At 71.1% G+C, this 18785-nt stretch carries 17 protein-coding genes and 3 pseudogenes; 11 read left to right on the forward strand and 9 right to left on the reverse strand.

Translation table 11 applies throughout. From position 1 onward, the window contains the following. Positions 1–213, reverse strand: a pseudogene (locus tag ACFUJR_RS35285) (hypothetical protein); the annotation flags it as partial. Positions 214–326: 113 nt separating this feature from the next. Between ACFUJR_RS35285 and ACFUJR_RS35290 the strand changes: the two are divergent. Together ACFUJR_RS35290 and ACFUJR_RS35295 are read left to right on the forward strand one after the other, a co-directional pair. Beyond that, positions 327–1646 (forward strand): amidohydrolase, encoded by a 1320-nt coding sequence (locus tag ACFUJR_RS35290; RefSeq protein WP_383176250.1) that lies wholly within the window; start codon positions 327–329, stop codon positions 1644–1646. A 150-nt stretch (positions 1647–1796) separates the two neighbouring features. After that, positions 1797–2114: a cupin gene (locus ACFUJR_RS35295; RefSeq protein WP_383176247.1), complete on the forward strand. Its 318-nt coding sequence runs from the start codon at positions 1797–1799 to the stop codon at positions 2112–2114. Between the two features lie 16 nt (positions 2115–2130). Here ACFUJR_RS35295 and ACFUJR_RS35300 read toward each other — a convergent pair whose 3' ends face one another. Beyond that, positions 2131–2739, reverse strand: a complete 609-nt coding sequence (locus tag ACFUJR_RS35300; protein WP_383176244.1) for a tetratricopeptide repeat protein — start codon at positions 2737–2739, stop codon at positions 2131–2133. A 178-nt stretch (positions 2740–2917) separates the two neighbouring features. On the opposite strand from ACFUJR_RS35300, the gene ACFUJR_RS35305 reads away from it, so the two are divergent. Further along, a complete protein-coding gene (locus ACFUJR_RS35305) occupies positions 2918–4525 on the forward strand; it encodes a poly(3-hydroxybutyrate) depolymerase (RefSeq protein WP_383176242.1) in 1608 nt (535 codons plus the stop codon). Positions 4526–4887: 362 nt separating this feature from the next. Further along, entirely contained in the window at positions 4888–7386 is a 2499-nt protein-coding gene (locus ACFUJR_RS35310) for an ATP-dependent Clp protease ATP-binding subunit (protein WP_383451116.1), read from the forward strand. A gap of 209 nt (positions 7387–7595) precedes the next feature. Here the strand turns inward: ACFUJR_RS35310 and ACFUJR_RS35315 are convergent, their stop codons facing one another. Both ACFUJR_RS35315 and ACFUJR_RS35320 read right to left on the reverse strand, forming a co-directional pair. After that, positions 7596–8390 carry an ArsR/SmtB family transcription factor gene (locus ACFUJR_RS35315; RefSeq protein ID WP_383176236.1) on the reverse strand — a complete coding sequence of 265 codons (795 nt, stop codon included), beginning with the start codon at positions 8388–8390 and terminating at the stop codon, positions 7596–7598. Between the two features lie 63 nt (positions 8391–8453). Then, positions 8454–8891, reverse strand: a pseudogene (locus ACFUJR_RS35320) (TetR family transcriptional regulator). A gap of 158 nt (positions 8892–9049) precedes the next feature. Between ACFUJR_RS35320 and ACFUJR_RS35325 the strand changes: the two are divergent. From ACFUJR_RS35325 to ACFUJR_RS35350, 6 genes and pseudogenes are all read left to right on the forward strand, one after another. Next, positions 9050–9640, forward strand: coding sequence for a PadR family transcriptional regulator (locus ACFUJR_RS35325; protein WP_383176233.1), 591 nt, complete (start codon positions 9050–9052; stop codon positions 9638–9640). Between the two features lie 75 nt (positions 9641–9715). Continuing rightward, positions 9716–10170 (forward strand): annotated as a pseudogene (locus ACFUJR_RS35330) (peroxiredoxin). Positions 10171–10316: 146 nt separating this feature from the next. Next, a complete protein-coding gene (locus tag ACFUJR_RS35335; protein WP_383176230.1) occupies positions 10317–10706 on the forward strand; it encodes an SHOCT domain-containing protein in 390 nt (129 codons plus the stop codon). Between the two features lie 95 nt (positions 10707–10801). Beyond that, a complete protein-coding gene (locus ACFUJR_RS35340; RefSeq protein ID WP_383176227.1) occupies positions 10802–11641 on the forward strand; it encodes a hypothetical protein in 840 nt (279 codons plus the stop codon). 49 nt (positions 11642–11690) lie between these two features. Beyond that, entirely contained in the window at positions 11691–12143 is a 453-nt protein-coding gene (locus ACFUJR_RS35345; protein ID WP_383176224.1) for an RrF2 family transcriptional regulator, read from the forward strand. 86 nt (positions 12144–12229) lie between these two features. Further along, a complete protein-coding gene (locus ACFUJR_RS35350) occupies positions 12230–13417 on the forward strand; it encodes a globin domain-containing protein (RefSeq protein WP_383176221.1) in 1188 nt (395 codons plus the stop codon). Between the two features lie 51 nt (positions 13418–13468). On the opposite strand, the gene ACFUJR_RS35355 is transcribed toward ACFUJR_RS35350, so the two are convergent. From ACFUJR_RS35355 to ACFUJR_RS35370, 4 genes are all read right to left on the reverse strand, one after another. Next, positions 13469–13837 (reverse strand): peptidase inhibitor family I36 protein, encoded by a 369-nt coding sequence (locus ACFUJR_RS35355; RefSeq protein WP_383176218.1) that lies wholly within the window; start codon positions 13835–13837, stop codon positions 13469–13471. Beyond that, a complete protein-coding gene (locus ACFUJR_RS35360; protein WP_383176215.1) occupies positions 13834–14526 on the reverse strand; it encodes a hypothetical protein in 693 nt (230 codons plus the stop codon). Before ACFUJR_RS35360 ends, ACFUJR_RS35355 begins: the two co-directional genes overlap by 4 nt. Before the next feature lie 393 nt (positions 14527–14919). Beyond that, positions 14920–15723, reverse strand: a complete 804-nt coding sequence (locus ACFUJR_RS35365) for a polysaccharide deacetylase family protein (RefSeq protein WP_383176212.1) — start codon at positions 15721–15723, stop codon at positions 14920–14922. Positions 15724–15916: 193 nt separating this feature from the next. Further along, positions 15917–16327 (reverse strand): hypothetical protein, encoded by a 411-nt coding sequence (locus tag ACFUJR_RS35370; protein ID WP_383176209.1) that lies wholly within the window; start codon positions 16325–16327, stop codon positions 15917–15919. Between the two features lie 145 nt (positions 16328–16472). Here ACFUJR_RS35370 and ACFUJR_RS35375 point away from each other — a divergent pair, with 145 nt between their 5' ends. Beyond that, positions 16473–16988: a DUF6328 family protein gene (locus ACFUJR_RS35375; protein ID WP_383176206.1), complete on the forward strand. Its 516-nt coding sequence runs from the start codon at positions 16473–16475 to the stop codon at positions 16986–16988. Positions 16989–17001: 13 nt separating this feature from the next. Here ACFUJR_RS35375 and ACFUJR_RS35380 read toward each other — a convergent pair whose 3' ends face one another. Continuing rightward, positions 17002–18546 (reverse strand): ATP-dependent DNA ligase, encoded by a 1545-nt coding sequence (locus ACFUJR_RS35380; RefSeq protein WP_383176203.1) that lies wholly within the window; start codon positions 18544–18546, stop codon positions 17002–17004. Positions 18547–18785: the final 239 nt, after the last annotated feature.

Consider the following 18785-nt stretch of genomic DNA (forward strand, 5'->3'; position numbering starts at 1 on the left):
CTCGAAAGAGGACTCAGCAGGGACGACGACCTCACTCACGCCTACCGCAAGTGGCTCCAAGCCGCTTGACAGCAATAGGAGCATCAGCGCCGCCCCGGTCAGCGCTCCGACGAGCAGCGTCGCCGCCTCCCGTACGTCCACCCGCCGTTCTCCGCACTCCTCGACGGACGGGCCGGCGGCCTCGGGGTCCGCCATCAGCGTGATCTCAGTCATGGACCCGATCACGTCGCCTGCCTCGATCGGCAGTGATCGTCGTGGGCTTTCGGCGAGCGCGGCCGGGCCGGAATGTCACCCTGGAGGGAAGGTCCGACGACGAGGGGTGGCCCTTGAGCACCGATCCGATCCATCAGGAGCTGGACCAGCGCGCCGAGAAGACGGCCGCTCAGGTCGTCGCGTGGCGGCACCATCTGCATCAGCACCCCGAACTGTCCAACCGCGAGGCCGGCACCGCCGGTCTGATCGCCGATCACCTCCGCTCCCTGGGCCTGGACGAGGTGCGTACGGGCATCGCCGGGCACGGCGTCGTCGGCGTACTGCGGGGTGGTGGCGGCGGCACCGGCGCAAGCGCGGCGACCGGAGGCGCTCGGGGCGGGCGGGTGGTGGCGCTGCGCGCGGACACCGACGCGCTGCCCGTCGAGGACCTGTGCGGTGAGGACTTCGCCTCACGGGTCGTCGACAGCGACTACCCCGGGGGCCCCTTCCCCGTCTCGCACGCCTGCGGTCACGACTGCCACACCGCGATGCTCATGGGCGCCGCCTCCGTGCTCGCCGGAGTACGCGATCGGCTGCCGGGGACCGTGCTGTTCGTCTTCCAGCCCGCCGAGGAGGGCCCGCCGGTCACCGAGCGCGGTGGGGCACGGGCGATGCTCGAGGAGGGCGCGTGCGACGATCCGGTGCCGACGATGACGTTCGGGATGCATGTCACGCCCTACCCCAAGGGGTACGTGGGGTACCGGGTGGGCAACCAGTACGGCGCCTCCACCCTGGTGAAGATCGTGGTCACCGGCAAGCAGGTGCACGGTTCCACCCCCTGGCAGGGCGTCGACCCGATGCCCGCGGTGGGCGCGGTGCTCACCGGCATCGGTCAGCTCTACCGGCAGGTCTCCGCCTTCGACCCGATCACGGTCTCCATCGGCCACATCGAGGACGTCGGCCGGTTCAACATCATCGGTCAGACCGTCACCCTGTGGGGCACGGTCCGCTGCGCGGTCGAGTCGGACATGGCCGAAGTGCGGCGGCGGCTCGCCACGCTCGCCGAGCACTCGGCCGCCGCGTACGGCGCCACGGCCGCGGTCGAGTACCTGCAGGAGGTACCGCCCGTGCACAACAGCGCGGAGTGGGTCGCGGCGGGGCTTCCGACGATCCGCCGGGTGGTCGGTGAGGAGCGGACGGTCGAGACCGGAGCGACGCTCGGGTACGACGACGTGTCCGAGTTCGTGAACCGCTTCGGCGGCCTGTACGTGATGCTGGGCGTCCAGGACGCCTCACTGGACACGGACGGCCGCCCGTTCCCGCTGCCGGGCGGGCGCGGCCTGGTCACCAACCACAATCCGCACTTCTACGCCGACGACGACACCCTTGTCACCGGCGTCCGGCTGCACGCGCACATGGCGTACGACCATCTGACCGGCGCGCTGGCCCCCTAGTCTTCTGAGTCTTGAGTTCTGTGTAGATGTATAGGCTTGGCCTATGGCGCGGATGGGGCGGAAGTCCCGAGTTGCGGCGCGCGTGGCAGGCGAGAGGCTGGGACTGGAACCCGCCTGCCCCCCGTACCCGCGTAGCCGCAGGGAGAGACGATGAGTGATCTCGCAGCCCTCGCCGACGAGCATCTGGCCGCCGCGCGCACCGCGCCGCACGCCCGGAGCGCCCAGGTGGTGATGCACGACGGCGTGCTCCGGCAGAGTGTGATCGCCCTGCTGGCGGGGGATTCGCTCGACGAGCACACCGCGCCACCCGCGGCGAGTCTGCAGGTGCTGCGGGGGAGGGTGAAGCTGACGGCGGCGGAGTGGTCGGAGGAGCTGGGAACGGGCGAACTGAAGATCATCCCCAAGGAGCGGCACGGGCTGACCGCCCTGGAGGACGCGGTCGTCCTGTTGACCGCTGTGATGGACTGATCCCGCGCCCCCGCGCTCAGAGGGTCTCGTCCAGGTCCTCGGCGTAGTGCTCGATGGCGGGGCGGTACCTGCGGACGCCGGGGTCCTCGCTCGTGGCCGCGACCAGGCGCAGCAGCAGACGCGTCGACTCGTGGTGCTCTCCGGTGTTGTACAGGGCCATCGCCAGGAAGGTGCGCAGCGCTCCGTCGTCCGGGAACTCCTCGACGCCACCGCGCAGGGTGGCGACGGCCTCCTCGTACCGGCCGAGGATGCGGAAGGTGCTGCCGAGACCGAGCAGCGCGCCTCTGCGGTCCTCCTCCGAGAGGCCCGCGCCGGTCCTCGCCTTCAGCGCCCGCTCGTAGTACGGCACGGCCTCGGCCTCCAGGCCGAGCACGTCGTGCGCCCAGGCTGTCTGGTAGGCCACCTCCGCGTCGTCGGAGTGGCGCGCGGCGAGCGCCACCAGGCGGTCCCGCGCCTCCTCCTGACGGCCCTGCTCGCGCAGTCCGACCGCGGCGGCCAGCAGGGCGTCCCGCTCGGCGTCGGCGTTCGCACGGCCGTCGGAGGTCACGGAACCGTAGCCCGCCCCGGAGCCTGAGCCGGACCGGGAGTCGCTCACGGGGCCTTCGTCGTTCAGGGAGTCGCTCATGGTGGCATCGTCGCAGGTCGCCCGGGAGTGTGATGCGGCGGCTGCCAGATGACGGAACGCCATACTCCTGCCCGCCGGTTGTGGCGCCCGGCCCCATAGAAGGCCCCGCCACCCGCCCCTAATCTCCCGCCCACCACCCGACATGCAGTTGGCATGACCGAGCCGCCCGGGAGATCCCATGCGTCCACCCCACGCCCTCCGACCGCGCGGGCCACGCCGGCTGGCAGCCCTGCTGCTGTGCGCCGTCGCGGCCCTGTTCCCCTCCGTGACACCCGCCGCGGCCGCGGCCCCCACGCCCGTACCCGGTGAGCTGCGGCCGTACGTCGTCGACGCCGTCTACAGCGCCGGCATCTCGTCCGGCGGCTACATGGCCACGCAGCTCCATGTGGCCTACTCGGGCACGTTCAGCGGCTCGGCGGTGTTCGCCTCGGGGCCGTACCACTGCGCCCGAAACATGCTCGCCACCGCCCTCAACGCCTGCATGAACACCGTCCAGGACCTCCAGCTCGCACAGCTGGAGCAGACCACGCGGACCTGGTCGGCACAGGGACTCGTCGACCCTGTCGCGAACCTCGCGGGCGATCCGGTGTACGTCTTCAGCGGCTCGGGCGACTCGACCGTGAAGCGGCCGGTGGCGGACGCGCTCGCGGACTACTACGGGCGGTTCGGCGCGCGCGTCCAGTACGACCGGAGCACGGCGGCCGGTCACGCCTGGATCAGCCCGCTCGGTCCCAACTCCTGCACCGTCACGCAGAGTCCGTTCATCAACAACTGCGGCTTCGACGCCGAGCACGATCTCCTCGGCCACCTGCGGGGCTCCGTCGCGCCGCCCAGCACGAGCCCCGCCGGCGCGCTGATCCGGTTCGACCAGAACGCGTACGCCCCGGGCGGATCGGCCGCGGCGCTGTCGCTTGACGACAGCGGCTTCGCGTACGTGCCGAAGTCCTGCTCCGAGGGTGCGTCCTGCTCCCTGATGGTGGCGCTGCACGGCTGCAAGCAGGGGTACGGATACCAGGGCTTCGGGACCCAGTTCGTGGACAAGGCGTATCTCAACGAGTACGCCGACACCAACGACATGATCGTGCTCTACCCCCAGGCCAAGGCGACATCCACGCTGGAGAACCCCAACGGCTGCTGGAACTGGTGGGGTTATCTCGGCGACTCCGCCTACGCCCACCACGGGGGCGACCAGATCGAGACGATCATGGCGATGGTCCGGGCGCTGCGCGGCTCCACTCCCCCGCCCGTGGACGGCCGGGTGACGCTGCCGAGCCTCGACGCGCAGGACGGTTACGTGAAGGCGTCGGCCGACGGAACGGGTGCGACGGTGGGCACGCTGGAGGACACGTACGGGCTCGCACTCGGCCGTGGCACGGACGCCAGGGTGAACCGGACACTGCTCTCCTTCGACACGTCGAAGATCCCGGCGGACAAGGAGATCACGCGCGCGTACCTGTCGGTGGTGCGCAGTAGCGGTGCGGGCGATCCCTGGGGCTCCCCGGCAGGCAACCGGCTGCTGGCGGACGTGACGCCGGGGTGCTTCGGCGGCTGCGCCGTCGAGCCCTCGGACTGGTCGGCGCCCGCCACCGTGACAGGCGGGGCGCAGGTCGCGGCGTTCACGTCGGGCTCCGCGACCTCCTCGGATCTGTCGGCGCCGGCCCTCGCGGCCCTCGACCGCAGCGGTACGACGCAGGTCCGGCTGCGGTTCGAGACGGCCCCGGCCTCGAACGCGTACCTCTTCGTGAACAGGGACACGCCGGTGACCCTGACGGTCGAGTACCGCTGACCGACACGACGACGCACGGCCCCCGCGGACCGAGCCCCCGGGGGCCGTTCCGGCGAGCCGCCTCTTCACCCCAGCCGAACGTCGCGCGAAGGAGCGCCTGCCTCACTCCGTGGCGCGGCGGCAGCTGCTCAGATGCGGTGGCCGGCCCTTGTCCTCGGAGTGCCCGCCGATCGTCACCCGATCGGCCGACCGGGTCAGCCGGTGCGTCCCGTTCGGCGCGAACCCCCGCGACCGCGGGCCGTGGCGGCGGACGCCCGCCCCCACCACGCTCCGCGGTCGCGGCTCGGCAGGTGGGGTCGGCCGGCGGCTGGTCCAGTGGGAGGGAGTACTACCCGGACGTCGACGCACCTGGACGGCACCACATGACCATGTCCCCCTTCGGTTCCCTCGGTGGATCGGATCCGTTCAACGAGCTTCTCAACCGCTTCTTCGGCATGTCGCCGGCCGCCTCTCCCCCGGCCGTCCAGCGCGTGCCGATCGGCAGACTCCTGACGGACTCCGCGCGGGAGCTGATCGGCCGGGCCACCGCCCGCGCCTCCGAGGAGGGCAGCGCCGACCTGGACACCGTGCATCTGCTGTGGGCCTGCACCCAGGTCGACCCGTCGCGGTCGCTGCTCTCCCAGTCGGGCGCCGACCCCGATCAGCTGGCCGCCTCGATCGTCGCGGTGCTGCCCGGCGAGAGCGGCGTCCCGTCGGCGGAGCCCGGACTCACCCCGTCGGCCAAGCGCGTGCTGCTGCGGGCGTACGAGCGCTCCCAGGCGTCGGGGGTCTCGTACATCGGCCCCGAACACATCCTTGGCGCCCTCCTCGGCGACCCGAACTCGGCGGCGGCGAAGCTGCTGACGGCGTACGGGACGGATGTCGGCGGACTGCGGTCGACCGCCGAGCGCGCGGTACGGCCCGACGAAGCCCCCGCAGCCCGGCCGGAGAGCAGGACCCCCACGCTCGACGAGTACGGCCGGGATCTGACGGAGGAAGCGCGGGCGGGGAGGCTCGACCCCGTGGTGGGACGGGCCGAGGAGATCGAGCAGACCGTCGAGATCCTCTCCCGCCGCTCGAAGAACAACCCGGTGCTGATCGGCGAGCCGGGCGTGGGCAAGACCGCGATCGTGGAAGGACTCGCCCAGCGGATCGTGGCGGGCGAGGTCCCCAAGACGCTGGAGGGGAAGCGGGTCATCGCCCTGGACCTGTCCGGGCTCGTCGCCGGCGCACAGTACCGCGGCCAGTTCGAGGAGCGGCTGAAGGCCGTCATCGACGAGGTGAAGGCCGACGCGGACTCGACCGTGCTCTTCATCGACGAGCTGCACACCGTGGTCGGCGCGGGCGCGGCGGGCGAGGGCGCCATGGACGCCGGCAACATGCTCAAACCCGCGCTGGCCCGCGGTGAGCTTCATGTGGTCGGCGCCACCACGATCGACGAGTACCGGCGGTACGTGGAGAAGGACGCAGCCCTGGAGCGGCGCTTCCAGCCCGTGCTGATCCCGGAGCCCTCCGTCGAGGAGACCGTCCAGATCCTGGAGGGGCTGCGGGATTCCTACGAGGCCCACCACCAGGTCCGTTACAGCGATGCCGCGCTCGTGGGCGCCGCCGAGCTCTCCGACCGCTATGTCTCCGACCGCTTCCTGCCCGACAAGGCGATCGATCTGATGGACCAGACCGGCGCCCGGGTGCGGCTGCGCTCGCTGGGCAAGTCGACCGAGGTGGTCGACCGCGAGGACCGGCTGGCGAAGCTGCGCCGTGAGAAGGACGAGGCCGTCGCCGCCGAGGACTTCGAGAAGGCGAACGAGCACAAGACCGAGATCGCGCGGCTGGAGGCCGAACTGGCCGGGCTCGAGGAGCGGCGCGAGGGCGTGATGGAGGTGACGGTCGACGACATCGCGGAGGTGCTGTCGCGCCGTACCGGCATCCCCGTGGCGCAGATGACCCAGAGCGAGAAGGAGAAGCTCCTCAAGCTGGAGGACGCCCTGCACAGCCGGGTGGTCGGACAGGACGAGGCCGTCATCGCGATCGCCCAGGCCGTGCGCCGCAACCGGGCCGGCATGGGTGACCCGAACCGTCCGGTGGGCTCCTTCCTCTTCCTCGGCCCGACCGGTGTCGGCAAGACCGAGCTGGCGAAGGCGCTGGCGGAGCTGCTGTTCGGCGACGAGACGCGGATGGTCCGCTTCGACATGAGCGAGTTCCAGGAGAAGCACACGGTCTCCCGGCTCGTCGGCGCGCCGCCCGGATACGTCGGCCACGAGGAGGCGGGCCAGCTCACCGAGAAGGTGCGCCGCCAGCCCTACAGCGTTCTGCTCTTCGACGAGGTGGAGAAGGCCCACCCGGACGTCTTCAACACTCTGCTCCAGGTCCTGGACGACGGCCGTCTGACGGACTCGCAGGGCCGGACGGTCGACTTCCGCCACTGTGTGGTCATCATGACCTCGAACATCGGGGCCCAGCGGATCATGGCCCACCACGGCGACGTCTCGGAGATCCGCGACGACCTGAAGCAGGATCTGCGGGGCCACTTCACGCCGGAGTTCCTCAACCGCATCGACGAGACGATCATCTTCCACGGTCTGGGCGAGGACGATCTCGGGGAGATCCTCACTCTGCTGCTGCGCCAGAGCGAGCGGCGGGTCCGCGCGCAGGGACTGAACCTCGAGGTGACCGAGGCGGCGAAGAAGCTGCTCGTCGCGCACGGGCACCAGCCGGAGTTCGGCGCCCGGCCGCTGCGCCGCACGATCCAGACGGAGCTGGACAACCGGATCGCCGACCTGCTCCTGGGTGGTGAGGCGGACCCGGGCGACACGATCGTCGCGGACGTCGTGAACGACGCGCTGGTGTGCGGGGTGCAGCACCAGGAGGCCGCTTCGCGCTGACCCCCTTGAACCCCGCGGGGCCTGAAGAGTGCTGTCCTCCGCTTCAGGCCCCGCGGCCATGCGTACGCACCCGGTCGGCCCCCTCGTGCGTCCTGCGCCGAACTCCTCGTGCAGGCCGTCGAGTCGTACGACGGTCTGTGCGCTCCGACCGGTGCCGGTCTGGTCACCCCACCGGCGGAGGCCCGGACGGCCCGGACGGACGGACGGCCTCAGCGGGGCGGCTCCGGGAGTTCCTCGCCGGTCTCCAGCAGGGACTTGAGGCTGGAGATCAGAGCCGGCCACCCCTCGCCGATCATGCCGCGCATCGTGCCGTCCGGCTCCAGGTCGTCGTGGACGACGGTGAGCTTGACCATGTCGCCGGCCGGCTCGATGTCGAAGGTGACCTTCGACCGGCGCTCCCTGGCGAGCTGGGCGTACACCTCGTCGCCGATACCGACCGCTTCGGCCCACGCTGGAGTGAAGGTGTGCCAGGTGTAGGAGAGACGGCGGCCGGGGTCGGCAGCGAGGACGACCTGTTCGGGATCGCTCGTCCTCCGGCCGCCCTCGTCCCAGACCATCGGGGATCCGGCGGTCCAGGTCGTCTCGAAGGCCACACCCCAGTAGCGCCGGGTGAAGTCCGGGTCGGTCAGGGCCTGCCAGAGTTCCTCCGGCGTGGTGCGGATGTAGGTGGTGTAGACGAACGCGTTGCTGTCCATCGGGCTCTGCTCCAATGCTGACTTCAGGTCGGCGAGCGCGCTGACGCGCTCGCGGGCGTACCGGCTGATCCAGCGGTCCCCGATGGCGTGGATCGGAGCGGCGTTCAGGTAGTGCAGCTTCTCCCGCCCGCGCCGCACCGTGACCACCAGCCCCGCCGCCTCCAGGAGCGCCAGGTGCTTACTGACGGACTGTCGTGCCATGTCCAGACCCGCGCAGAGTTCACGCAGGGTCTGACCGTTGCGGGCGTTCAGACTGTCGAGCAGCCGTCGCCGACTGGCATCGGCCAGTGCCTTGAACACCTCGTCCATCGCCCCCACCTCAACATGCAGCCTTTTGACTGCCTCCACGATAGGCAGCCGATTGGCTGCACGTCAACGACCGACCGCGCCGACAGGCCGCAGGGCCGCCACCACCAGGCCTTCCACCTCCTCCGCGCAATCCTCTCCACCTCGCACCACCCGGTCGAACACCAGCCCGTCCACACACGCGAGCAGCGTCGGCGTGCGCCCCCTGCACCCCTTGGGCCGCGAGGTAACGGCGGACCGCGTCCCGCCCCGGGTTCTCCCGTGGGACCAGGATTTCGCGGAGTTCGGAGTCCCGCACGCTCTCGACGGTGCGGGCGTAGCGGGCGAGAGAACGACGGCGGCGCTCGCCGCTGAGCCGCGCGGCGACGAGCGCCCGACCGCACCGGCCAGTTCGACGGCGGCGCGCAGCTCACCGACCCGCTCCCCGGCCGCGCGCAGCTCGGCGCCTGGGGCAACGGCTCTCCCGGCCGGGGCGGTGCGGTGCGGTGCGGTGCGGCTGCGCAACGTCGCCGTCTGCGCCTCTCGCCGTCCGGCGCCACGCTGCGGATGATCCTGCGGCGCGTCGACCGGGCCCCTCCGCGTCTCCCGGAATCCGCCGCGGCGCCCCAACCTGCTGAATAGGTGCGAAACCACCTGTTCAACGGGGCTGCTAGCGTGTCCGGATGTCCCTGAAGCACGCGGTCCTCGCAGCCCTCCTGGAGGGCGAGGCGTCCGGATACGACCTGGCCAAGATCTTCGACGTGTCCGTGGCCAACTTCTGGGCGGCCACGCCCCAGCAGCTCTACCGCGAGCTCGACCGGCTCTCCGAGGCCGGACTGATCGCCGCCCGTGTCGTGGAACAGGAACGGCGCCCCAACAAGCGCATGTTCTCCCTCACCGACACCGGCCGGCAGGACCTCATGGCGTTCACGGTCCAACCGCCGCGACCGACCGCGATCCGGGACGAGTTGATGGTCCAGGTGCAGGCGTGCGACGAGGGCGACACCGAGGCGGTGCGCGGGTTCGTCCAGGAGCGGATGGAGTGGGCGCGAGGCAAGCTCGCGCGGTGGGAGAGGCTGCGGGAGTGGATGCTCGCCGGCCGTGACGAGGCCACCTATCTGCGCGAGGCCGAGCGGATCGGGCCCTACCTCACACTGATGCGCGGCCGCTCCCTCGAAGAGGAGAACCTGCGCTGGGGCGAGCAGGTGCTCGCCATTCTGGACCGGCGGCTCGCCGCGCGGCAGCGGGCCCGAGACTCGGCGGCCCGCCGGTGACGCGCGTCCCTACCCTGCGGTAGCGTCACCCGTCGACGACCGGGCGGGCCGGTCGGAGACAAGGGGGCGGGCCGGATGAACGTCGGTGACATCGTCGAGGACTTCACTCTTCCGGACGAGACGGGGACACCCCGATCGCTGGTCGAACTCCTTGCGGAAGGACCCGTCGTCCTGTTCTTCTATCCGGCGGCCATGACGGCGGGATGCACGGCGGAGGCCTGCCACTTCCGCGACCTGGCCGCCGAGTTCAGGCGGCGGGGGCGCGCCCCGTCGGCATCAGTTCCGATGTCGTCGAGCGACAGCAGGAGTTCGCCGACCGCCATTCCCTCGGCTACCCGCTGCTCTCGGATCCCGAGGGATCGGTCCGCGACCGGTTCGGGGTGAAGCGCGGCTTCTCGCTCGCGCCGACCAAACGGGTCACGTTCGTCGTCGACGAGAACCGCCGGATACTGGAGGTCGTCCGCAGCGAGCTGCGGATGAGCGCCCACGCCGACCGCGCCCTGGCGGCGCTGAGGGCGCGCACGGCCTGAGCCTGGGCCGTGGATACGGATCGTGGATCGTGGATCCGATTTCCATGATCCACGCGGCGCCTTCGACATGCGGGCCGACGGGGGGTGGGCGAAACTCGCTCATACGAGTGGCCGACTTCAGGGCACCGCAGGAACGGAGCGCAGGAATGGACGACTACCCCGCCCTCAACCTCTTCTGGAGCATGCTCTGGTTCTTCCTCTGGATCATGTGGCTGTTCCTCCTCTTCAAGGTCATCACCGACATCTTCCGCGACCATGAGATGAGCGGTTGGGGCAAGGCGGGGTGGCTGATCTTCTGCATCCTCCTCCCGTTCCTCGGCGTGCTGGTCTACGTGATCGCCCGCGGCAAGAGCATGACCCAGCGGGACGTGGCGCAGGCCAAGGAGAGCGAGGCCGCGTTCCAGTCGTACATCCGCAGGACGGCGGGTACCGGTACGAGCCACGCCGACGAACTGGCACGGCTCGCCGAGCTCAAGGACAAGGGCGCCATCACGAACGAGGAGTTCGAGAAGGCGAAGGCCAAGGTCCTGTCCTGAGGAAGGGCGCCGCGGACACACCGGCTCCCGTACCCTCCCTCTCGCTGCTGCGGGAGGCATGGGCCCAACCCGGCCGGCTGCCCGAACTGCTCGCCGTGTTCGCCCTGCGACACATGGGCCCGCCGGCCGGGCGGGCCGTGGAGCGGCTGCGCCGGGACCATCCGGACGCGGCTCCCGCCGAACTGCGCGCCCTGGTCGCGGCGCGCGGCCGGCGGGCGGTCACCGCCGAAGGGGCGTTCGTGGGCGGGCCGTTCATGCTGCTCATCCCCGTCGCCTTCTGCGGCGCGCTGCTGCTCCAGGCACGGGCGATCCTCGTACTGGCCGGTCTGGACGGCCGCGACACCACCGACCCCGAGCGCGCGGCCGAACTCCTCGTTCTCCAGGGGGTGTACGCGGACACGACGGCCGCTGCGGCCGGGCTGCGCGCCCGCCCGGCTCCGGCCGACGACACACGGCCCCGCCCGGACCGGATCGTGGCCCTCTGGAGACTGACGCTGCGGATGGCCCGTCTCCTCGGCATCGTGACGACGGACGACGACGGCCAGGGCAGGCTCGCCCGGCTCGGGCAGTGGGCGCTGCTGATCGCGGTGTTCCTGACCGGCCTGGTGGCACCCCTGGTGTGGCTGCCGTACATGGGGGTCTCGTACCACAAGGCCACGACCAGGCTGATTCATCGGGCCGTCGTCTTCTACTGCGGCACCCCGGACCCTCCCCCGCCGCGCACGAGGCGTCTTCAGCCGGAGATGGTGATGGCCTCGCTGCGGGCACTGGCGTCCATCGTGCTCCCGTTGGTGATGGTGATCCTGGTGCTCTTCACGGACCAGGAGCTCGGCGGCGGCCGGTGGCCTCTGCTCGCCCTCGTCCTGGTGGTCACTCCCCTGGTGGTGGGCGGCGTGTGGGTCTGGCGTCACCTCTCGGCACACCGCTCACAGTGACCCCACCCCATAATAGGTATCCAGCATGCTTATTTGATACGGTCCCGGTGTGCGGTTGACGAAATTCACCGACCTGGCGCTGCGTGCCGTGATGCGTCTGGCGGTCCCCGGGACACCCGGCCACGAGCCCTCGGCCACCACGCGGGAGGTGGCCGAGATGATGGCCGTGCCCTACGCCCACATGGCGAAGGTGGTCACACGACTCCAGCATCTCGGCGTCGTCGAGGCGCGACGCGGACGCGGCGGCGGCCTGTCTCTTACGGAGACCGGGCGACGCGCCTCGGTGGGGTGGCTGGTCCGGACCCTAGAGGGCGAGGAGGAGGTCGTCGAATGCGAGGGCGAGACCCCCTGCCCCCTACGCGCGGCCTGCCGGCTGCGCGGCGCGCTGCGCCAGGCACAGGAGGCCTTCTACGCGTCGCTCGACCCGCTGACCGTGGCGGACCTGGTCGAGTCACCGACGGGACCGGTCCTCGTATCACTGGGCACCCGACACGCCGACTGACACCCGCCCCCCACCCGTAGAACCCCGTTCACCCTGCCGACCTACGCCTTTAAATACGTAGATGATCTACCACAATAGGACTCTCCATGCTGTCCGAGCAGGCCACCCCCGTCGTCCGAGCCACCCTCCCCGTCGTCGGGGCCGCACTCGGTGAGATCACGGAGCGTTTCTACGCCGGGATGTTCGCGGCCCGGCCGGAGCTGCTCCGCGATCTCTTCAACCGAGGGAACCAGGTCAACGGCGATCAGCGGCGGGCGCTGGCCGGCTCGATCGCCGCCTTCGCCGGAGCGCTCCTGGAGAGCCCGGACACCCGGCCGGACGTCATGCTCTCCCGCATCGCCCACAAGCACGCCTCACTGGGCGTCACGTCCGAGCAGTACAAAGTCGTCCACGAGCACCTCTTCGCCGCGATTGCCGACGTGCTCGGCGACGCCGTCACGCCCGAGGTCGCCCAGGCCTGGGACGAGGTCTACTGGCTGATGGCCAACGCGCTCATCGCGCTGGAGTCTCGGCTCTACGAGGAGACGGGAGTCGAGGAGGGCGGGGTGCGCCGCCCCATGGAGATCGTCGGACGGCACCGGGAGACAGCCGACACGGTCTCCCTCGCCCTGCGCCACACCGACGGACGTCCCCCGGGGTCGTTCCGGCCGGGACAGTACGTGAGCGTGCGCGTCTCACTGCCGGACGGCTCCCGGCAGATCCGGCAGTACAGCCTCTCCTCCGCGCCGGGCCGCCCGCAGTGGCGGATCACGGTCAAGCGGGTCGACGGCGACCCCGTGGGCGAGGTGTCGACCTGGCTGCACGAACACGCACGCGTGGGCGACACCATCGAGGTGTCCGCGCCGTTCGGAGACCTCGTCCTCCCCGAGGGCGAAGACCCGCTGCTCCTCGCCTCCGCCGGAATCGGCAGCACGCCGATGCTGGCCATGCTCGACCACCTCGCCGCCACCGGCTCGCACCGTCCGGTCACGGTCGTGCACGCCGACCGCTCCCCGGCCGACCACGCGCACCGCGAGGAGCTGCGCCGACTGGTCGACGCGCTTCCGAACGGCTCGCTGCACCTCTGGTACGAGCAGCCGGGCACGGCGGACGCCGGCCGCGGCCGCGCGGACGTGACCACGCTCGACCTGTCGGCCGACGTGACTGCGTACCTCTGCGGCCCGCTGCCCTTCATGCGCAAGGTGCGCGGTGACCTGCTGGCGGGCGGCGTCGCGGCTTCGGCCGTCCACTACGAGGTCTTCGGCCCGGATCTGTGGCTCGGCGCCGGGAACTGACCGCTCCCACACCCGGTGGGGTGCGGGAGCGCGCCATGGCGGGAGAGCCCCTCAGCAGCTCATCGCCCAGGTGTGGGAGTCGCCGCGGTCGTTGGCGACGCCGTTGTACCCGACCTCCTGCCCGGGAGTCAGACAGATGGTCATCGCGCCGCCCTGATGCGCGCTTTCGTAGACCCGGACGTGATCCTTGATGCCCGGCCCCGAGATGCCGTGGTTGGCCCAGGAGGAGTCGGTGTCGGCGATCCAGCTCTCCCACCAGCCGTCGTCACCGCTCCAGTTGGCGCGCTGACCTCCGAAGTCGGCGTTCTCCCAGGCGCAGAACTCGCCGCTCGGGCAATCGGCTGCCTGGGCGGGTGCGGTCAGGGCGAGCCCGCCCGTGAGGGCGAGCAGGGCGACGGCCGTGGTGAGGATGCGCTTCATGAAGCGTTGTTGCCTTCCTGTGCGGTGAGGGGTGCGGACAGCTCGGCTGCCCGCCGCAGTGCGCGGGTGCGCAACTGCTGGTAGGTGGTGAGCTGGTCGCCGCGCAGGGAGCGCACCTTCGCGAGCTCCGCGGGTTCCAGCCGAGCCCGCACCTCGGCCAGTCCGCTCTCCCTGTCACAGCGGGCGACGACCGCGGGGTCGGGGCGCGAGCGGCCGGACGGGGTCGCACACCGGTTCCAGCGCGCGAGGGCGGCCCGGTGGGCGGGATCGTCCTTCATCCGGTTCTGAGCCTCGGCACGCAGGTTGTCGACGGTCACCTGCGCCCGGAACCAGCGCGTCTGGTCTCCGTACAGGGTCTGGCGCGCGGAGGCGAGGCAGCCGTCGGTATGGGCGGTGACGGTGTGGCCGGTGGCCAGGGTGTGCGACAGCTCCCGGGGACCGGTGCCGAAGAGCGCCCCCTGGAGGCGCCGGTCTTCCTCCGGGGTGTCCGGCCGCCGGGCGAGGGTGAGTCCGCGTGCGTCCAGACAGCGGTCGACCAGGGTGCGCTCCACGGTCCTCAGCAGCACGTCCTGCGCCTGCGGAGTCCGCGGAACGGCCGGCCCGGGCTCGCTCGTCCCGCATCCCGAGAGCAGGAGCCCGGCGGCGAGGGCCCCGACGGCGCGGCGGATGTGCGCGATCGCGTCCGGCATGGTTGCCCCCTCGTGGCGTCCCTGATCAGCGGGCCGGGTGACGGGTTCGTCACAGCCTGTGACGATCTTGCCCGGCCACGGAAGGGGCATGCGAGGAGTCACCCGAAGGGGTTGAACGCGCCGGAGCGCGCGCCCCTCATGAGCGGTCCGCGCCCGGGAAACGACTACGGGCACGGCTCCGGGAACGACAAAGCCCCGGTTGGACGGGGGATTCCAACCGGGGCCGATTGCCGCGACGACGAAGAGCGGTCACCGCAAGGGGGGGACCTGGGGACCGGGCCCCTTCGCCATCACACATTGATGAACGATAAACCTTCAAGACGGGTTCCGCGGCGTCCAGGGTGCCCGATGTGAGACACCTCACCCACATTTCTACCGCTCGTGCGTCTCACCTCACGGACGGTAGACGTCCCCCGGCTCCGCCTTGCCGGGCGCGAGGAGCTGCGGCACCGTCACAAAGGTGAAGCCCCGCGCCTTGAGCTCGTCGATGATGCCCGGCACTGCGGGGACGGTGCCGTCGTAGATGTCGTGCAGCAGGATGATCCCGTCACCCTGCGCCCCCTCGAGCACCCGCTTCCGTATGAGGTCCGAGTCGGTCGTGGAGTAGTCCTTGGCCGTGACACTCCACAGGATCTGCGCCAGACCGAGGTCGCGGCTCACCTCCGAGACCGTGCCGTCGGTCCGCCCCTGCGGAGGCCGCATGAGGGTCGGCCGGTTTCCGGTGATCTTCTCTATCGCGTCCTGGGTGCGGGACAGTTCGTCACGCACCTCGTCGGCCTCCAGATCGGTCAGGATGCGGTGCGTCCAGGTGTGGTTCGCGACCTCGTGCCCCTCGTCCGCGATGCGCTTCACGACCTCGGGATACCGATCGACGTGCTTCCTGCCGAGCAGGAAGAACGTGGCGGGTACCTTCTTCTCCTTGAGCACGTCGAGGAGGCGGGGCGTGTCCTTGCCGGGGCCGGCGTCGAAGGTCAGCGCTATGCACTTGGTCTTGGCGCAGTCGACGGGTCCGGCCGGACCCGTCGATCCCGCAGCACCCTCCCCGCCCCGCTTGTCGTCCGACCCGGCCGCCTTGCCCCTGGCTTCGGCCGGGGTGATCGGATCGACTCCGCAGCCGGTGAGGGCGAGTACGAGAGAGGCCGCCGCCAGAAGGGCGGCGGCCGATCCCCGGCGCTTCCCCGTATCGGTTCGGAACATGCTGCAACCCGCTTTCCCCGTAGATGGCTTCGAATGGCGACACGCGCCTGGTCAGGGGCGCAGTCGGGGCACAGGGAGCACTCTACACATGGTGTATACACGCGATGCATAGGGGGTTCGGGACAGACATGTGCCCCGGACGGCGCCCGTCCGCTCCGTCCGGGGTGTCAGTGGACCGGCGGGGCCGGCCGGGTCAGCGGGATGCGAGGAGCAAGCGGGCCTCGGTCTCCTGGTCGCCCGAGACGGACTGCGCCGATTGCACCGCGAAGGTGGCGGCGAGGGTCTTCTCGACCTCCTCGACCGCGTGGTACCCACCGGTCAGCAGCGCGCCGACCCTCCCGGTGAGATGCACCGGACCGGCTTCCTCCCGACGCCCGCCGGCCGTGTCGAACGTCGCCATCCAGACCGTGGGGGCGGGCGCTCCGACCGCCTTCGGGCCGGGCGCACTCATGTCCTCGAGCCGGTAGACATGGTCGAGGACGTCGAAGACCGCCTGGGCGTCCTCCCGGTCGCAGTCGCTCAGCTGCACGGTGACGTCGGTGTCGATGTGGGTGTCGTACACGTGGCTCATCTCCTCGCTGCCAGGCGTTCGTCGTCCTGCCACGCCTCCAGCATCCCTCGCGCCGTGGCGTCCCGCGACGTTCCCGTACACCGGGGCGGGCGCGGCCTCCCCCCGGCTCGGGCGGCCCAGGATTGAAGCGGGCTCCTTGCGGTTACCCGCGAAGAGAGGGCCGACAACAGGAGGTTCCGTGTCCACTCGACCAGTCCAGGGGCAGACGGACGGCGACGATCTCGTCCGTGGTCGTCACGAGACGCCGGAAGAGCGCGCGGACCGGCGCTGGGCCGAACTCATGCAGGAGATCCGGGTCGCCCAGACGGGCGTGCAGATCCTGTTCGGCTTCCTGCTCACCGTCGTGTTCGCACCACGGTTCTCCGAACTGTCGGACACCGACCGGACCATCTACGTGGTCACGGTGTCGCTGGGCGCGGCGGCGACGGGGGCGCTGATCGGACCGGTGTCGTTCCACCGCATCGTGGCAGGGCGGCGGATCAAGCCCCAGACCGTGGTCTGGGCCTCGCGGCTGACGTTCGTCGGGCTCGTGCTGCTGCTCGCGACGCTGACCTCGGCCCTGCTGCTCGTCCTGCGGGTGGCGACGCACGACGGGTACGTGCCGTGGCTGGTCACCGGTCTGGTCGCCTGGTACCTGCTGTGCTGGTACGTGCTTCCGCTCTGGGTGCGCCGTCGCTACACGAACGGAGACTGAGCGAGTCCCGGGGTCATATCGCGACGACCCGCTCCACGGTGTCGGCGTCGGAGGCGGGCTTGTCCGGCCGGTGCCGCAGGACGCGGGCGAAGCGCAGGGTGACCCCGGCGGGGTAACGCGTGGAGCGCTGGACACCGTCGTAGGCGATCTCGACGACAAGTTCCGGGCGTACGCGTACGGTGAAGCCGTCGTCGTCCACGGCGAGTTCGGCCAGCTTCTCGGTCTGCCAACGCAGCATCTCGTCGGTGAGGCCCTTGAACGTCTTGCCGAGCATCACGAAGGTCCCGTCGGCGGCCCGGGCGCCGAGGTGGAGGTTGGAGAGCAGCCCGGTGCGGCGGCCGTGGCCCCACTCGGCGGCGAGGACGACGAGGTCGAGCGTGTGCACCGGTTTGACCTTGAGCCAGGTGCGGCCGCGGCGGCCGGCCACATAGGGCGCGTCCAGGGCCTTGACCAGAACGCCTTCGTGTCCCAGGGACAGGGTGTCGGTGAGGAACCGCTCGGCCGCCTCCACCTGTCCGGGCGCGCCGGGGTCGTCGACGACGAAGCGGCGGACCCGCCGGTTCTCGGGCAGCAGACGGACCAGGGCGGCGTGGCGCTCCTGGCCCGGCCGGTCGATGAGCATCTCACCGTCGGCGGAGAGCACGTCGAAGAAGACGGGTGAGAGGGGCACCGTGGCGCGGGCGGCGGCGACGTCGACGCGGGAGCCGACCCGGGAGGCGATGTCCTGGAAGGCGAGCGGCCGACGGGTGGCGGGGTCGAGGGCGATCACCTCACCGTCCAGGATGAACGGGTCGGCGGCCGTCTCCCGGGCGACGGCGACGACTTCGGGCAGTCGGCCGGTGATGTCGTCCAGGGATCGGGTGAACACCCTCACCTCGTCGCCGCGGCGGTGCACCTGGATACGGATGCCGTCGAGTTTCTCCTCGACCGCGCACCGTCCGAGACCGGCGACGGCCGCGGTGACCGAGGCGGCCGTGTGGGCGAGCATCGGCTGAACGGGCACGCCGACGCGCAGATCGAAGCCTTCGAGGGCTGCGGGTCCGTCGGCGAGCACGGCCCGGGCGACGCGGGGCAGCGAACCTTCCAGCATCACGGCCCGGCGAAGCTCCGCGGAGGACACGGTGGCGGCGCGCGCGACCCCTTCGAGGGCGATGGCGTCCAGGGCTCCCTGCCGTACCTCCCCGGAGAGCAACCTGATCAGGAACTCCTGCTCCTCCACGGTGGCGGCGGCCATCAGCTCGTGGACGAGCCGGGCGCGCTCGGCCTGCGACCCGGCGCCGGAGACGGCGGCGATCTCGGTCATGACCGCGTCGGTGCCGGCGAGGGTGAGACCGGGGTGCGCGGCGGGCGGTACGGCCGGTGGGATCACGTTCTTGAGCACGCTCCAACCGACGCCGATGCGCCCCTGCGGGAGCCGGCCGGAGAGGTACGCGATCACGAGCGGGCTCTCCTCGGGCACGGCCTCCGAGAACAGCTCGGCCAGGACCGCGATCTTCCGCGAGCGGGCGGAGGTGGCGGTGACCTGCTGGGAAGCGTCGGCGAGTCGTGCCAGAAGCATGCGCCCATACTCCCCCGCCCCTGGCGCGAGGCGCACGTCGGGCACGGCTGGGAGCGGGGGGTCCGGCCTCCGGTCGGGGCGGTCCGTCTCGTCGGCGGCGCGAACGGACTGGTCACCGTCACCGCGGAGTCCCGTTCTGTCCCGAGCCCCGGCGCTCCGTCCTCGGACAGGACGGGGTCCCTCGACCTCGGAACCGACCCCCGGGGCCCGGCGGCGGGCGGCGGGCATGTCCTGCGCCC

This window comes from Streptomyces sp. NPDC057271, assembly GCF_042668715.1.
Lineage (GTDB): Bacteria > Actinomycetota > Actinomycetes > Streptomycetales > Streptomycetaceae > Streptomyces.

Excerpts from the sequence above, each read along its gene's own strand:
- ACFUJR_RS35295 (WP_383176247.1), top strand. The coding sequence starts at position 1,797 with ATGAGTGATCTCGCAGCCCTCGCCGACGAGCATCTGGCCGCCGCGCGC.
- ACFUJR_RS35300 (WP_383176244.1), bottom strand. The coding sequence starts at position 2,739 with ATGAGCGACTCCCTGAACGACGAAGGCCCCGTGAGCGACTCCCGGTCC.
- ACFUJR_RS35305 (WP_383176242.1), top strand. The coding sequence starts at position 2,918 with ATGCGTCCACCCCACGCCCTCCGACCGCGCGGGCCACGCCGGCTGGCA.
- ACFUJR_RS35310 (WP_383451116.1), top strand. The coding sequence starts at position 4,888 with ATGACCATGTCCCCCTTCGGTTCCCTCGGTGGATCGGATCCGTTCAAC.
- ACFUJR_RS35315 (WP_383176236.1), bottom strand. The coding sequence starts at position 8,390 with ATGGACGAGGTGTTCAAGGCACTGGCCGATGCCAGTCGGCGACGGCTG.
- ACFUJR_RS35325 (WP_383176233.1), top strand. The coding sequence starts at position 9,050 with ATGTCCCTGAAGCACGCGGTCCTCGCAGCCCTCCTGGAGGGCGAGGCG.
- ACFUJR_RS35335 (WP_383176230.1), top strand. The coding sequence starts at position 10,317 with ATGGACGACTACCCCGCCCTCAACCTCTTCTGGAGCATGCTCTGGTTC.
- ACFUJR_RS35350 (WP_383176221.1), top strand. The coding sequence starts at position 12,230 with ATGCTGTCCGAGCAGGCCACCCCCGTCGTCCGAGCCACCCTCCCCGTC.
- ACFUJR_RS35355 (WP_383176218.1), bottom strand. The coding sequence starts at position 13,837 with ATGAAGCGCATCCTCACCACGGCCGTCGCCCTGCTCGCCCTCACGGGC.
- ACFUJR_RS35360 (WP_383176215.1), bottom strand. The coding sequence starts at position 14,526 with ATGCCGGACGCGATCGCGCACATCCGCCGCGCCGTCGGGGCCCTCGCC.
- ACFUJR_RS35365 (WP_383176212.1), bottom strand. The coding sequence starts at position 15,723 with ATGTTCCGAACCGATACGGGGAAGCGCCGGGGATCGGCCGCCGCCCTT.
- ACFUJR_RS35380 (WP_383176203.1), bottom strand. The coding sequence starts at position 18,546 with ATGCTTCTGGCACGACTCGCCGACGCTTCCCAGCAGGTCACCGCCACC.